Genomic DNA, 13,405 nt, shown 5'->3' on the forward strand with positions numbered 1-13,405 from the left:
CCTCCTTTCCTTATAAGTATTATAAGTTTTGAATATCTTCTGGGTTGATATCTTCAAGGTCTATTTCATCCTTTGTATATTCATTTTTTTCTTCAGTTTTATTTTTTCTAAGTTTAATAAATCTGCCTATAATATCTATAGCTCCTATTATTCTTTCAAAGAAGGATTGATCCATAAATACCGGCTTATATATCCTTCCTTCTGGAAGAAGATTTTTTCTTACGCTCTTTTCTATTTCATTTGTACTAATAACAAATCCCATAAGGCCTATTTTACTTAGCTCTGAAATAACTCCATAAGCCATATCCCTTGTATCCTTTATTGACTCCTTTATGCTCCTTTTGGCCTCTATTTGCCTTAGTCTAACTGTATAGTAGGTTTTTCTACCATGCTCCTTTTTAATTTTTTCATGGCATTTGTTCCTTGCTTCACCAAGCAAGTATAAAGGATCACCTTTATTAAAAAGCTCCTTATATCTTGTATCAAGGGTTGAGTTATCTTCTCTATTTTCTGCAAATACAGTTAACTCAAAATTATTTAAAGAACATTGTCTTAAAAGGGTTTTTGTTATTACAAGGTCAAATTTCTTTGAATTATCACTGCTGCTTTCCCAGGGTGGAGCCTCGGCCCTAATACATATTCCTACTGTTTTATCTTTAAATACCATAAATGGTGAGTCATAAGCTGATATTTCGCTAATATTCTCTACGTCTAAGTCTTCTATTATTTTTTTCCTTCTCTTTTTTACTTTGTGCTTATACACCATATCCGTTAGTGCTATGTATACTCCCCCAACGAAAAACAACAGAAATATTAAAAATCGAGGTAAAATTGGCCCTGGAAGAAAGCCAAAGACTAACACACCTATTATCATTGAAGGAATTATTGTTAGAAAGTGCTTTAGTTCCACTACCCCAAAGAGCTGAACATCCTTTCTAACATCCGATGTAATCGTTGTTGTTTCTATCTCTTTCATAGATACACCTACCTATTACCCTTTTTCCATTTCCCAAGATATAAACCATTCTCCGGAGGATATGGGTTTATAGTTGGCAGTCCATTTTCATAAATAACATATTTATTGCCCTTACTCCAGTAAGGAATCACGCTTTCAAAGGCCTTCTTGATCTGTCCCATAACTTTATTTTCATGCTTTGGATCAATATAAACCTTATACTTATTATTTCTAGTGTCAATTTCATACATATTGTCCTTTATGCCTTCTTTTCCCTCAAGTTGCTTTTCTACAAGGTTTAGACCTTGTTTATTAGGAAGCTCTAATTCCTTCCATTCTTTAATACTTGTAACTTCCTTCTTGTTATCAGGTCCAAGGTTTTCAACAAAATCAAAGTTTTTAATTTGTTTTGCTATCTCGTCAAATCTTGATGAATTGATAAATATTTTATTTGGTTTTGTTTTATCAAATATCACATCTTCTTCATTGATTATTTTATTATTTTCAATATACTCCTTTAATCCCTTAACACTTGTTAGTGGAACCTCAATACTCTTCCATATTTGACTGTTTATATTTTCAAGTTCCTTATTTTCCTTTATAAAATTATGTTTTCTTATAATGTCAATAGCAGCATCATAGTATTTATCTTTAATTTCAATTGTTTTATCCTCACTATCATAATAAAAGGCTTCTTTAGGAAGTTTTTTACTCATACTAGCTACTAAACTACTCAGATTTTCCCTAGGCACTTCTCCTACATAAAGCTCATGATTTCTTTTTGTTGTCTGAGTGCCATTATCCCTTAAAACTGTAGATGATATTATATCATCTATATTCATTCTTTCTGGTGCCTTTGAAATAGGATTAAATGGTACGTTTAAATTTCCAGTTTTTATTTTGTTTCCCAATTCCTTAAGCTTACTTCCCATTTCTTTCCCCTGCACGCTTACACTTTCTGCTCTTACCCATCCCATGTTTCGTGCAACAGATCCACTTGCACTGCTAAGTGTTTTTGTAATATCTCCAAATCTTTCAATTACTTCTCCTCCTGCTAGGGTAACTGGACTCTTTGCTGCCTTCCACATAGGAATAACCCAATAAAGTATTGCTATGATTAATACAATTAAAAGAATAAATATATTAGCAACCACAGGAGCTATTCCGATAGAATATATTATATCTGCTGCATCCTCAAGCCTTGATAACATAACCATTGTGATCCAGCCTACATCAAATATACTTTGTAGAGTTATCGTTCTAATTAATATGTTTAAAAGTCCTGCTGCAGGTCTATCGTCCCCCATTAAAGCTCCTCCAGTTAAATATGCAGGAGATACAATTCCTAGACCGCATAATACTATATATCTAAGGTATCCTATTATTCCTGATAGAAATAATAGAGTCATTGAAAATATTAGGCCCAAAAGACCTCCGGCACTTCCATTTTGAGGATTTAAAAAGACCTCAGTAATTTCTAAGGTCATTAGATCGTCTAGGCTCATAGTATAATTCCCAAAGGCAATTTTAAGAACCATATCTCCTGGTATCTCATAAAGGTTTTTATAGTGGTCACTTAAAATTGTTGGGAGGCTTTCCTTTAAAACAGTCGTCCAGAACCAGTTTTGTGCCCATATACCTAAATCCACAAGATATAGGCTAATTAGAACAAAAGCTATCGCTATTCCAACTGACTTAGCTGCCTTTCTTCCCTTTTGACTATCTCCATCTCCCTTTCCTACCTTATATGCAGTAGTTATAAGGGAAAGTCCTATAAGTGCTATTGACATTATAACAAGTACTGACCATGCTTTTTTTACAAACTTTATTCTCCCTATACCTGGTGTAACTAAATATACCTTTCCAAATACTCCAGCCACCGATGATAGTGCATCATTTAAATGCTGAGATACTGTTTTGTTTATAATCCCAACTAGACCTTCTTCAAACAAAAGCTGTATGGATTCGTAGAGCTCTATTATATTGTCAATTGCTCTTTTTATTGCTTCTATAAGTCCTTTGTTTTCATTTTCTTCATCCCCTGAATCTTCCTCAGCACCTGATTTTTTTTCAATACTTGAGTTTTCTTCAGCAAATGCAGTATTTGTTAGTGCAATGGAGGTAAATATAATAAGAATACTTATTACAAAACATAAAATTTTATACTGTTTTTTCAAAAAACCACCTCATTATGACTCTACAAATGCTTTTAGTATTGGTATAAAAACTTTTTCCCATATAAAGTATATAATTGGCACCCATGTTCCAGTAATTGCTAGTAGAACAAGTACAATCGATATTAAAAGGGCTATTCCTCTACCCTTCATTGAATCAATTGACTTTGAACCCTTTACAAGGTCTTTGATATCAAAAATAGATGTATATGCAATATACCCAAGCAGTATTGTTCCTCCTATACCTATAATGATATTAATTACTTTTACGAACCCACTTGCCCCTTGTGTCCCTGTCTCTATATCTGGTATGTATATTCTTGGATCTGGAAGTTCATATTCTTCTATACCATCGTCATCGTCTTCATCTACTGCAAAGGATACGCAATTCATGGTTAGTACTATAGATAATATAAGCAACAGTATAACAAATTTATTTTTTTTCAATTATTCATCTCCCTTTCTATTACTATTGTTTCCGGCTCCACTAAACATCTAAATAATGAAGGTTTCAGTAAGAACCTTTAATATATTTAGACTCTACTCCTTATTCTTCATATAAAAATAAATCATAGCACGCCTCACTCAATTTTTAGTTCTATTTCTCAAAAACGAAAATTTAAGCAAAATAAAAAACTAAGGATTTCCTTAGATTTTACTTTTATATTTACTATTGAATTTTTAATTCTAATTTTGGACACACTTTTCCCTCTGTTATTTATTCACCTTTTTTGGTCCCCCCTAGTTTTTCCTTTATTTTTTTCTTTTGCTTTTTCACATTGTCAATTGTTGTATTAATCTCATGGGCTATTTCTCTATTAGTTTTATTTTTCTTTAACAGTTCATGAATTCTATTTTGCTGAGGACTTAATTTACTCAATTTCTTTTCTTTTACATTCATTCTCCTATATCTCTCTATTTTTTCTTTTGCACTTGTATATGATTTAAATATACTGCTCTGTTTTGTATTTAATATCACGCTGATTTTCTCAAATGTATAGTGGTTTTTAACGCGGTATTCTAAAATTTCCACTTCTCTTTTTGTGAGTTTACTGTTTTTTATATCTTCTAGGGAAAATGCATTAAATTCATATAAAACTTTTCTTTCAAGATTTTTTGTAGTTTTTGTAAGATCTCTTTTCATTTCCCTTGCAATTTCTAAATCCACTACATCATGAATATTCTTATTCGGTATAATATTTTTATTCTGTATAAATTTATTGATTTTTTTACTGCTTTCCTTGTAAGATTCTTTAATCTCAATCCAGTTGCTCCAATTTTCTGTTTTAGCTTGTGCTAATGCCTTCATTTTTTTACCCCCTTTAACCAGTCTTTGCCCTTTCTGTTGCTTTAGTATTTTAGTCATAGTTCAAATAATAAAAGCCAGTGTCTCCCTTTGGTTCATAGGATTTTATACAGCCTTCTTCCTTCAAATTATCTCTAACCTGACATAAACGCTGATAGGATCTTATTTTTGCCTTATACATGCTTTCCCTTACACTAATCTCAATTATCTCGGGATATCCCTGCTCTTCAGCTTTTTGACTTATAAGGGACAAAAGTGCATAAGCTGCATGACCTATCTTTTCAACTCCACCTTCGTCAACAAATTTTTTCAATTCATCCTGTGTCAAAAATTCCGCCTCCTTTTAAAATTATTCTACAACAAAATCTTTTTTCTTTAAAACTTTATACAGAACAACTGTTCCATATGATATCATGTTAAAATAATTATTTATTTGAATTAAATAGCATACAAATCAAACATAGATATCTGACCTTTTAAAACATCTGGCTTATTAGTATTGCATTTATTTTCCTTAGCATTGACTTTTTTAAGAGCTTCAATTTCTCTTTTCTCACTAGCTCTAATCTTATGATTTACAGCCGTAGACCCGATTTTTTGTACTGCTGCTAAAAATCCTTTTTCTCTTAGATAATCTCTAATCATTGTAGCAGTATCCTGAGTTACGCATCTTGTATTGAAGTTTTTTATATTGTATTTTCTATCATCAACTGTTAGGATAACAAGACAGCAGGCTCTATTACTGTCGGATGCAATATCATTTCTGCATAGATTATATCGTACTTTGTTTTCAATTTGCAGACCCTTTTCTTTTAGCTTAGGAATTACTTCTTCCTTCTCATTATCCTTCAGGTCATATGTATAGCTTCCATAGGAGCTTCTTCTGCCTATGAAAAACATTCTGCTATTTATAATTAGAAATAGGCCTTTATTTTTACTTTTGCTATAAAAATTAAATCCTTCCTTAAGCTTTAGATTGTACCTGCATTCATTTTTCATTTCCTCATCGGGATGAATGCAAAACTCTTGTTTTGAGCATTCAATATATCTAGAGCATATACTAAACATATTCTCACCTTAATCCTTATTTTTTTCTTTGCACTTTCCAGTTTCACTTATATAAATCACCTTGGAGTAACAAAAGCCATTTTTGTTATTTCCACAGCTTCTTACATTGCATTGAATTACTTGCATATTCAATCCTCCTTAAATATCGATCTATCCATCAAATTAACTCTAATTTATTGAATTTTTTAACATAATAATCTTTTATTGATATTCCACATACTTCACATTTCCTAACACCGTAAAAGCTGTTGTTTTTAAAAGTCCTAATTCTATTGCAATATGGACACCATATTTTATTTTTAGAAACTTTTATCCAATATGGTTTGGGACTAATCTTCAGGTCAAAATTCACAACATCTTCTAAGGTAATCTGACCTTTAATCATTTTAAAGCCTCCAACTTTTTATTTTCTTAATCCCAGTATTTTTTCAAGCTCTTCATTTGAATATCTGTCAGCCCTTGATTTAAAATCATTAAAAGCATTTTTCTTGTCTTTGGGAACAAAGCTATACTTCACACTGTTATCATTGCCTAGTGCAATATATTTACAATCTGTAATCTGCTCTGACGTTGCATTTCTCATTATCCCATAGCAATAATTTTCTTTTTTATCATGATGTTTAGGATTGTTTATATAAACACTTAAAGCATACATAACTGAATCAACTTTAAATTCCTTCCACTTTTCATAAATTTTAATAATTACACTATCTGCTATCTTCCCATGCTTCCTGGTCCATCTTAAAATATCAAAATACTCATCAATAATTTTAAGTTGATTTTCTGAATACCTAAGACGTAAATTTTCAATTTGCGTATAGTTTTTATTTCTTAAGTTAGTATTTTTAATAATATTAGTATTTTTATGTAGGTCTTTTTTGGGTGCAGCTGGTGCACTAGGTAGTGCATTTGTTGCACCAGGGGGTAGTGCACTTGTTTCACTAGGTGGTGCATCTATTACACTAGGGGGTGCACCCATTTCACTAGGTGGTGCATCTGTTGCACTAGGAGGTAGTGCACCCATTTCACCAGGGAATACAACCCTTGGAATATGCTGTGTTTCAGCATGTGGTTCATCGGATTTACTGGGGGGTGGTGCACCAGATGCACTAGGCAGCTGAGCAGAAAATATTGTATATAAATTCGAATTATTTTCTTTAGAAGAATTACTATATCTCTTTGTCTTTTTAATTAATTTTTTTTCAATCAAGCTCTTTATTCCGTTAATTATTGTTCTCTTACTTAAAGATGTTTTTCTGGACAAAGTACTGTAGCTTGGAAAAGCTTCATCACTTTCATTTGCATATCTAGCAAGAGCCATATATATCAGTTTTTCATTTGATGATAAATCTTCCCTATCAACAACAGCATTCTCTATATAAAACCAATTCTTTTTTCTTTTATCTCTAAGTTTATTCAAACTATCACCTCCCTAATATTTATCTATTTGACTTAACACTTATATAAGTCTTATATAAACTTTATATAAGTTTTTAAAATTATCAGTGAATTATTATATAAGTCTTATATAAGTTTTATATAACTAATTATCATCATCACTTTCCTCAAAGCTGCTAAATGCTGCTTCAAAACTCTTATTATTAAGCATATTATCAATATTTAGTTCTTCATCCTTTTTTACAATCTCCATACCATCAAGAAGTATTTTCATTTCTTCTTTTACTATTAATCTGACTCTCGCTTCTGTAAGATTAGTTTCTGGCTTGCTGCTATTCTCTTTATAAAATCTAATAGCCCTGCAAATATAATCAGATATATTTTTCTTATCTTTTTTTAGTAGGGCTATTAATTCCCATACATCATCGAATTCATCTTTAATTGATATAAGTTGGGTTTTAGACCTATGCTTTGTCATTATATTTTCTCTCTCCAAATAATAGATTCCCTATGACACTTACTTCTTTAGCATCATTTAAAACATTGCTCAGTTTTGAAAACTTGGGATGAGTATTTATTTTATCCTTTATTAATAAAGAAGTTCCACCAATAAAATTAAGTCTTTCCATAGTCTCAAATGAAACCTTCTTTTTTGCTGATTCCTTGATTATGTCATTTAAATATTCAATTTTGCACTGGCTTATAACTTCCTCAGACCCTTTGACTTTTTCTCCCCAGGACTCTATGTATCCATTCTTTAGATAATCAATTATCTTATATCTGCTTATTCCCTTATCAAACTTTGATTCTAGATTTTCTATTGTTCTGTTCTCTAATTCAGTACCTCCAAAATCCAAGGTGGTCATATATTGAATTGAACAATTTTCTACAACAACAAGGCCTATATTATATTTGCCTATATCAATAATGCAGCTCTTACCTTCAAACAACTGAGGGTAACGAAAAATACATCCAATACTTTCAGGAAGAAAAAGCACATCAGTTATTTTAAAATTGTAGGGTATATCATTGACTGTAATGTCGATTTCATCCTGGCTTTTATAGAAATCCATGTATTCCTGTTTAAGCTGCTTCGACTTATAACTGGTTGAAGGAATATTGTTAACAAGGACTACTTCTTTTTCCTCTGGACCTAACATTTGAGTAACAGCCACTAAGGTTGCGATCTTGTGAATACTGTTCTTTTTACTTCTCTCATCTGCTGCATCTACACTCCCTTGATTTCCAATAACAAAGGTGCTTCCATCATAATCAACCTTAAAGCTGTCTTCCCCAATTATGTCATTGTTATTTAAATCATCTAAAATAGTCATTCTAGTTTTAAAGCGGCCTGTTTTTATCTTTCTATCTTCCCCTATATATGCATACTTTGTGCTGTCCTTTCCTGGATCTACACTCACTACTTTCATAATTTTTTTCTCCTTTCAAACGTACTGCAATTTAAACTTTTCATGTCTATTTATAGCATCAATACATGCCTTTCTAAATATAAGAGTCTTTTCTCTCTCCATTCCATTAATCCCAGGATCACTAAGCTTCTTATTAAACTCCTTTAGATAAGCCTTTTCCTTCTTTAAGGTTGCTTCTATCTGTCGTAACATTAATTTTCTGTTATTCATAAAATCACCTTAACCATTCGTTTTTTCATGCTTTACAGGTTGTTTTTGCCCCTCATATCTGATATAATGAGGGTAATAATATGTTTTGTTAATTGACCTTTCTTAGACCGCCATCTGAGAAGGGCCTTTTTCTTTTTGGTAGATTTCTAAATATTCAATTACTGCAGCTTCAATTTCTTCTAGTGATTCAATTCCCATATTTTTAAGCCATAGCTTATGTGTTTTTTCCATGATAATCTTTGCAAACTCTTCAAGCCATTTTTGAAGCTTTTTAATATCAATATTTTCCTTACCTTCTTGACTTGTACCTGATACAGCCTGAGCTATATAAAAAATTGATATATCCATTTTTCTTCTTTTACCTCCCTTTTATATAGATTTATAAAATTAATTATCACCTGGATCACTTTTACTATCGTCTTCTTGCTTTGCTTCAGCCATAGCTCTTCGTCTTACTGCTGTAGCTAAGATAGATATAAATTCATTCCTTCTACTTTCAGTTTTTTTATCTGGTGGCAACACTCTTATTTCTGATAATTGAGGTATTGGTAATCTTGTCATTTTAATTTCCCCCTTCTCTAAAACCAATCTCCATTTTGTGTATAATGCAACCATTCTCCATTTTTGAATACTACTTTTAAAGTTCTTCCTATTGACTCTACACTTATTGGGGTCCATCCATCTTTGTAGTCAGTTCCTACTCCAGCTTTGTGCCTTTTATTTGTTCTGATAAGAAGCTCCTGCTGGCCAGGAGTTAATTTATTGAACCCTTTTATTTTCACTTATTACAAACCCCCTTTTGAGGAAGATTCTTTTCATTTCTTCTAACTTTTGATCTATATTTTCAGGCGTAACTCCAAATTCTTTTTCCATATACTCTTTTAACTTTTCTATCTTTTCCATTTTCTTATCCCCTTTCTTGATTTTTTTACTTTACATATCCTAAATGATACAGAAATTCACATGGGTCTAGCCCTTCCTCAAAGGTAAGCTCCTTGATAATTTCATAGAGCTTCTCCCCATGATAACCTTCAAAGAATCTCTTACAAGGTTCCTTCAAGTCATAACATTCACTAGTAATTAGAACGTTGAGAGCATCTTTGTAGTTATTTATCCTCGATTCTCCTTTCTGATTTTCTATTGACTTCATATGATTTTAAATAATTAGAAAATACATATAATATATTCATGCTGAATTTATGTCATTTTTAGTGACTTTAAAATTCAAAAAAATATCATCTTTATATGTTTTTAAAGTTCTTTTTATCATTATAGCCACATCAAGTGAAGGTGTTATTGTGCCTATTTCATAGCTGGCATAAGTATTTCTGCTTCTATTTATTTGTTTTGCCACATCATTTTGAGTTAATCCTAACTCCTTTCTTCTCTTTATCATGTTAAGTCTCATAATTTTCCTCCTTACACATAATGTCATCTTGTATGACATTATTATAAGTCATTTTAGATGACAATGTCAAGAGTGTTTTATAAAAAAGTTTTATTTGGTGACATGTATAGATTTTGTCAGTATCGATGACTTATAATATTTTATAGGAGGTATTAATATGGAGAATATAAATAAATTTAAAAATAGATTAAAAAATCTTAGAAAAGAAAAAGATTTAACTCAAAAAGATTTAGCAAATAAGCTAGGAATAGTTAGAACTGCTGTAGCTAATTATGAAACTGGAAGAACTATACCTGATTCACAAACACTTTTAATTATAGCGGACATATTAGACACTACTACTGACTACCTCCTAGGCAGAACTGACGTAAGAAATCCTGAAAAACCTAAAATTGAAACTAAAGCTTTTCATACTATAGATACGGACGGACTTCCTGATGAGGCTATTAGGCAGGTTGAGGAATATGTTGAGCTTATTAAGTTGAAATATAAACAAGATAAAAAATAAAATAAGTAATACTACAGCCCAAATTCTTTTGGATTTGGGTGTTTTTTAAGGGTCGTGTTATTAAATTTTTTTTATATTAAACTATTAACAAAATTTCAAATCTAATAGATAACCTTATTACTACGCTTTAAAATTACTCTAGAAAAATAATCAGGGCTCTTTTTTATATTTATTTTTCAAAGAACATATGAAAATCATAGCATATAGCCTTTAGAATTGTCTATGTATCTATTATTTTACGTTTACACATAGATGATGATATTCCATTTTTAAAAAAAGCCAAATTCTTAGATAAGAACTTGGCTTTTTCTTTTTTGAATTTTTTTTAGTTATATAAATTACTATATAACATAGCCTTTCATTATTTCACTAGATGGATACATCTTATATATCATATTACTTTCAGCTGCTATTTCATCTGCCGCTCTCTTTTTAGCTATGACAACCTCATCATCTATCTTATTATCACCTTTTACTTCTATTATCTCGTATGACCCATCATCTAATTTAGCAATGAAATCAGGGTAATAATTTCTTAATGTATTTGTTTGAGGATCCGCATATTGAATATAAAAACCATTTTGAGAACTTGTAAACATCCCTGTGAAATATATTTCTTTCACTTTATCACTCTTAATATATTGCCAGAATAATTCTTTCTCTGGTTTTGAATCAAAACAGTAATTATCAGCATGAAAACTCTTATTTTTATATTTAATAGCATCTGAATCCTGATACGACACTAATAAGTTTGGCTCAACTTTATATCTATAATGATCTTCTTTTTCCGGACTTTTCAATAGTATAACCTGTACATCCTCTGTTATAATATTATACTCAACACTGTACAAATGATTAAATAATGTTGGAATCAAATGATCATATACTAACTCATTAAAATCATTTACCTTTTGAATTATTTGATCAATACTATCTATAGAATTAGTTAGTAGTCTATCAATTCTAATACTGCTTATATTCATATATCTCGCTATTTCTGAAACTAAAAGAATTTTACTATATTTTCTCTTAAGCTTAACCTCGTTAGCTTCAATTGATTTTGTCGATATAGAATCGGATAAATTTCTTTTTTCATGAATATATGTTAAGTACTTATTATAATCTAGTTCTTCTAACTGAAAATCTATCTCCCCAACGTCTTTCTTTTCTATAACACTGTATTTATGCTTCACACGTTTTAACTTCAGCTTTCGTGGAGGCGGTACTGGTCTTACTTCTACTTCAACTTTTTTCTTAGTATTACTTTGATTATTTATATCATTAATACTTAGTCTAAAGTTTTGTTCTAGCTCTGTTTCTAATACATCCATATTTTCTTTTGATAAGAAAACACTTGCATGTTGTTGTTCATCAGTTATCTTTCTAAGGCACCTCATTGTCGCTTGTAAAACAAATACTTTTGATTTTGGGCTTCTAAATAATGCAACACTAAACAAAGATCTACAATTCCATCCTTCTCTTCCTTTGTTTACTAATAATATAAACTGTTTATCAGCACCTTCTGTACCGGGTTTGTCAAGATTATTAAAGTGTCTAATATCATCACTCTTAGTTATAGTAGTATCCCCTACATTAACAAGAATTTTAGATTGTGGAATTCCTAATTCACTTAAAATTTTTTCAACAGTAGGCCGTATATCATCAGCTACTTCTTCAATTTTAGATCCAAAGATAGCCATTTTAGGTAATAACCCTTCATATCTATTTTCACCATAAGTTTCCCAAAACTCTTTTATTGCACTTCTAAGAAATTCTTCATTTTTTACATTTTCATATCCTTTAATACCTACAGTTTTTAAATACTCATTCCCTATTGCTTCTCTTAATGAGTATGCATAAACGACTTCTGGCAAGACTATATTCTTAACATAAGGTGTTCCTGTATAATTATAACATGCAACCACCTGAGTACCTCTTGCATCTAAACTTTTTCCCAGCTCGTTTATAGTAGTTCTTAGACTAGTTTTCTGACTGTTTTTCATCAATGCTTTTTCAAGATCTTTTCCAAACATGTGATGTGCCTCATCAACGTATATCCCTAACTGCCTAAGCCTAGTAAGTTTTTCAAATCTTTGATTTAATAACATCTCACCTTCATTTTCTATTTCGTCAAAATCATACAACTCTCCCATCATTTCACCTAAAGGCGATGTACCATATTTTTGCGATTCATTTAGCTTTAACAACTTATCCATTGGTGTTTCTTTCTTGTGTTTTTTCTTCAATATAATTTTTTGTGTATTTGAAATAATCACATTGAAATCAGAATTGTCTAAAGTATTAAGTGTAATGTCTGTATCATCAAGAAAATGAAATTTAATATTTGCATCTAATACACTTGCATATTCTTTTGGAATTACTTTCGTTTTGTCAAAATCAAGTATTTCTTTGAGTGATTCTAGAACAGTTTTATCAGGAGCAAAAACAATAGCATTATGACAAAATCTTTCATCCTTAGGATATTTATTTGCTAATAAAAATTCATAGAATATACATGTGGCCATTAATAATGTTTTACCAAGTCCCATAGTTAATGCAAATATATAATTAGGATAAATCTCACTATTTTTTTTCATTAATTTAAATAACTTTCTTGTCTCATCTTTTTGAGCTTGTAAATCAAACATACTCACTTGGTCTCGATCATTAGTATAATATGAAGCTTGTGAAAAAGGTTCCTTCTTATTTAACCAATCATCAAATATCTGATATATTTGCTTATTATCCATAAACTCTTTCATAAATATATACACTTCTAATGCTTCAAATTGTGGTTTTCGAAGAAACGCATCTGTATTAATTTCTTTATTGTTATAATCAAGAAATTTCTTAGATATACCTTTATAATTTCTTCTGATCTTACCTCTATTTGAATCATAAAAGAACCATAAGGCCTCAAAAAATGAAAACATTAATTCATTAGCCAT

Annotated in this window: 19 protein-coding genes; 1 reads left to right on the forward strand and 18 read right to left on the reverse strand. The window is 30.7% G+C overall.

Annotated elements, in window-relative coordinates:
* Positions 1–19: 19 nt before the first annotated feature.
* The 17 genes from B5X81_RS22160 to B5X81_RS22225 all read right to left on the reverse strand — a co-directional run bounded on the left by B5X81_RS22160 (position 20) and on the right by B5X81_RS22225 (position 9,949).
* Positions 20–976, reverse strand: a complete 957-nt coding sequence (locus B5X81_RS22160) for a hypothetical protein (protein ID WP_079495001.1) — start codon at positions 974–976, stop codon at positions 20–22.
* 8 nt (positions 977–984) lie between these two features.
* On the reverse strand, positions 985–3,132 hold the full coding sequence (locus B5X81_RS22165) for a hypothetical protein (RefSeq protein WP_079495003.1): 2,148 nt from the start codon (positions 3,130–3,132) through the stop codon (positions 985–987).
* Positions 3,133–3,144: 12 nt separating this feature from the next.
* Positions 3,145–3,576 carry a hypothetical protein gene (locus B5X81_RS22170; RefSeq protein WP_079495004.1) on the reverse strand — a complete coding sequence of 144 codons (432 nt, stop codon included), beginning with the start codon at positions 3,574–3,576 and terminating at the stop codon, positions 3,145–3,147.
* A 271-nt stretch (positions 3,577–3,847) separates the two neighbouring features.
* On the reverse strand, positions 3,848–4,438 hold the full coding sequence (locus B5X81_RS22175) for a hypothetical protein (RefSeq protein ID WP_079495006.1): 591 nt from the start codon (positions 4,436–4,438) through the stop codon (positions 3,848–3,850).
* 49 nt (positions 4,439–4,487) lie between these two features.
* Entirely contained in the window at positions 4,488–4,763 is a 276-nt protein-coding gene (locus B5X81_RS22180) for a hypothetical protein (protein ID WP_079495007.1), read from the reverse strand.
* Between the two features lie 110 nt (positions 4,764–4,873).
* Complete coding sequence (locus tag B5X81_RS22185; RefSeq protein WP_079495009.1) at positions 4,874–5,503, reverse strand: hypothetical protein; 630 nt, start codon at positions 5,501–5,503, stop codon at positions 4,874–4,876.
* Between the two features lie 157 nt (positions 5,504–5,660).
* Entirely contained in the window at positions 5,661–5,888 is a 228-nt protein-coding gene (locus tag B5X81_RS22190; protein WP_079495010.1) for a hypothetical protein, read from the reverse strand.
* An 18-nt stretch (positions 5,889–5,906) separates the two neighbouring features.
* Entirely contained in the window at positions 5,907–6,923 is a 1,017-nt protein-coding gene (locus B5X81_RS22195; protein WP_079495012.1) for a helix-turn-helix domain-containing protein, read from the reverse strand.
* Positions 6,924–7,046: 123 nt separating this feature from the next.
* Positions 7,047–7,379, reverse strand: a complete 333-nt coding sequence (locus B5X81_RS22200) for a hypothetical protein (protein ID WP_079495013.1) — start codon at positions 7,377–7,379, stop codon at positions 7,047–7,049.
* On the reverse strand, positions 7,366–8,331 hold the full coding sequence (locus B5X81_RS22205; RefSeq protein WP_079495015.1) for a ParM/StbA family protein: 966 nt from the start codon (positions 8,329–8,331) through the stop codon (positions 7,366–7,368). Before B5X81_RS22205 ends, B5X81_RS22200 begins: the two co-directional genes overlap by 14 nt.
* Positions 8,332–8,346: 15 nt before the next feature.
* The gene (locus B5X81_RS22210; RefSeq protein WP_079495016.1) at positions 8,347–8,541 is read right to left on the reverse strand and encodes a hypothetical protein; all 195 of its coding nucleotides are present in this window, start codon (positions 8,539–8,541) and stop codon (positions 8,347–8,349) included.
* A gap of 102 nt (positions 8,542–8,643) precedes the next feature.
* Positions 8,644–8,889, reverse strand: coding sequence for a hypothetical protein (locus tag B5X81_RS22215; protein WP_079495018.1), 246 nt, complete (start codon positions 8,887–8,889; stop codon positions 8,644–8,646).
* 39 nt (positions 8,890–8,928) lie between these two features.
* On the reverse strand, positions 8,929–9,102 hold the full coding sequence (locus B5X81_RS27640; RefSeq protein ID WP_170917555.1) for a hypothetical protein: 174 nt from the start codon (positions 9,100–9,102) through the stop codon (positions 8,929–8,931).
* A gap of 17 nt (positions 9,103–9,119) precedes the next feature.
* A complete protein-coding gene (locus B5X81_RS22220; protein ID WP_079495019.1) occupies positions 9,120–9,323 on the reverse strand; it encodes a hypothetical protein in 204 nt (67 codons plus the stop codon).
* Positions 9,301–9,444, reverse strand: a complete 144-nt coding sequence (locus tag B5X81_RS27645; protein WP_170917556.1) for a hypothetical protein — start codon at positions 9,442–9,444, stop codon at positions 9,301–9,303. Before B5X81_RS27645 ends, B5X81_RS22220 begins: the two co-directional genes overlap by 23 nt.
* Before the next feature lie 25 nt (positions 9,445–9,469).
* On the reverse strand, positions 9,470–9,691 hold the full coding sequence (locus B5X81_RS27930; protein ID WP_139380438.1) for a hypothetical protein: 222 nt from the start codon (positions 9,689–9,691) through the stop codon (positions 9,470–9,472).
* Positions 9,692–9,727: 36 nt separating this feature from the next.
* The gene (locus tag B5X81_RS22225; protein WP_170917557.1) at positions 9,728–9,949 is read right to left on the reverse strand and encodes a helix-turn-helix transcriptional regulator; all 222 of its coding nucleotides are present in this window, start codon (positions 9,947–9,949) and stop codon (positions 9,728–9,730) included.
* 157 nt (positions 9,950–10,106) lie between these two features.
* Between B5X81_RS22225 and B5X81_RS22230 the strand changes: the two genes are divergently transcribed.
* On the forward strand, positions 10,107–10,457 hold the full coding sequence (locus B5X81_RS22230) for a helix-turn-helix domain-containing protein (protein WP_079495022.1): 351 nt from the start codon (positions 10,107–10,109) through the stop codon (positions 10,455–10,457).
* A gap of 341 nt (positions 10,458–10,798) precedes the next feature.
* On the opposite strand, the gene B5X81_RS22235 is transcribed toward B5X81_RS22230, so the two are convergent.
* Positions 10,799–13,405: a TnsA endonuclease N-terminal domain-containing protein gene (locus B5X81_RS22235; RefSeq protein ID WP_079495024.1), complete on the reverse strand. Its 2,607-nt coding sequence runs from the start codon at positions 13,403–13,405 to the stop codon at positions 10,799–10,801.

This window comes from Maledivibacter halophilus (assembly GCF_900167445.1).
Lineage (GTDB): Bacteria > Bacillota > Clostridia > Peptostreptococcales > Caminicellaceae > Maledivibacter > Maledivibacter halophilus.

What these genes read in the sequence shown, in the direction of transcription:
- B5X81_RS22160 (WP_079495001.1), bottom strand. Translation starts at nt 976, where the DNA reads ATGAAAGAGATAGAAACAACAACGATTACATCGGATGTTAGAAAGGAT.
- B5X81_RS27930 (WP_139380438.1), bottom strand. Translation starts at nt 9,691, where the DNA reads ATGAAGTCAATAGAAAATCAGAAAGGAGAATCGAGGATAAATAACTAC.
- B5X81_RS22235 (WP_079495024.1), bottom strand. Translation starts at nt 13,405, where the DNA reads ATGGCTAATGAATTAATGTTTTCATTTTTTGAGGCCTTATGGTTCTTT.
- B5X81_RS22205 (WP_079495015.1), bottom strand. Translation starts at nt 8,331, where the DNA reads ATGAAAGTAGTGAGTGTAGATCCAGGAAAGGACAGCACAAAGTATGCA.
- B5X81_RS22175 (WP_079495006.1), bottom strand. Translation starts at nt 4,438, where the DNA reads ATGAAGGCATTAGCACAAGCTAAAACAGAAAATTGGAGCAACTGGATT.
- B5X81_RS22200 (WP_079495013.1), bottom strand. Translation starts at nt 7,379, where the DNA reads ATGACAAAGCATAGGTCTAAAACCCAACTTATATCAATTAAAGATGAA.
- B5X81_RS22215 (WP_079495018.1), bottom strand. Translation starts at nt 8,889, where the DNA reads ATGGATATATCAATTTTTTATATAGCTCAGGCTGTATCAGGTACAAGT.
- B5X81_RS27645 (WP_170917556.1), bottom strand. Translation starts at nt 9,444, where the DNA reads ATGGAAAAGATAGAAAAGTTAAAAGAGTATATGGAAAAAGAATTTGGA.
- B5X81_RS27640 (WP_170917555.1), bottom strand. Translation starts at nt 9,102, where the DNA reads ATGACAAGATTACCAATACCTCAATTATCAGAAATAAGAGTGTTGCCA.
- B5X81_RS22230 (WP_079495022.1), top strand. Translation starts at nt 10,107, where the DNA reads ATGGAGAATATAAATAAATTTAAAAATAGATTAAAAAATCTTAGAAAA.
- B5X81_RS22210 (WP_079495016.1), bottom strand. Translation starts at nt 8,541, where the DNA reads ATGAATAACAGAAAATTAATGTTACGACAGATAGAAGCAACCTTAAAG.
- B5X81_RS22225 (WP_170917557.1), bottom strand. Translation starts at nt 9,949, where the DNA reads ATGAGACTTAACATGATAAAGAGAAGAAAGGAGTTAGGATTAACTCAA.
- B5X81_RS22190 (WP_079495010.1), bottom strand. Translation starts at nt 5,888, where the DNA reads ATGATTAAAGGTCAGATTACCTTAGAAGATGTTGTGAATTTTGACCTG.
- B5X81_RS22185 (WP_079495009.1), bottom strand. Translation starts at nt 5,503, where the DNA reads ATGTTTAGTATATGCTCTAGATATATTGAATGCTCAAAACAAGAGTTT.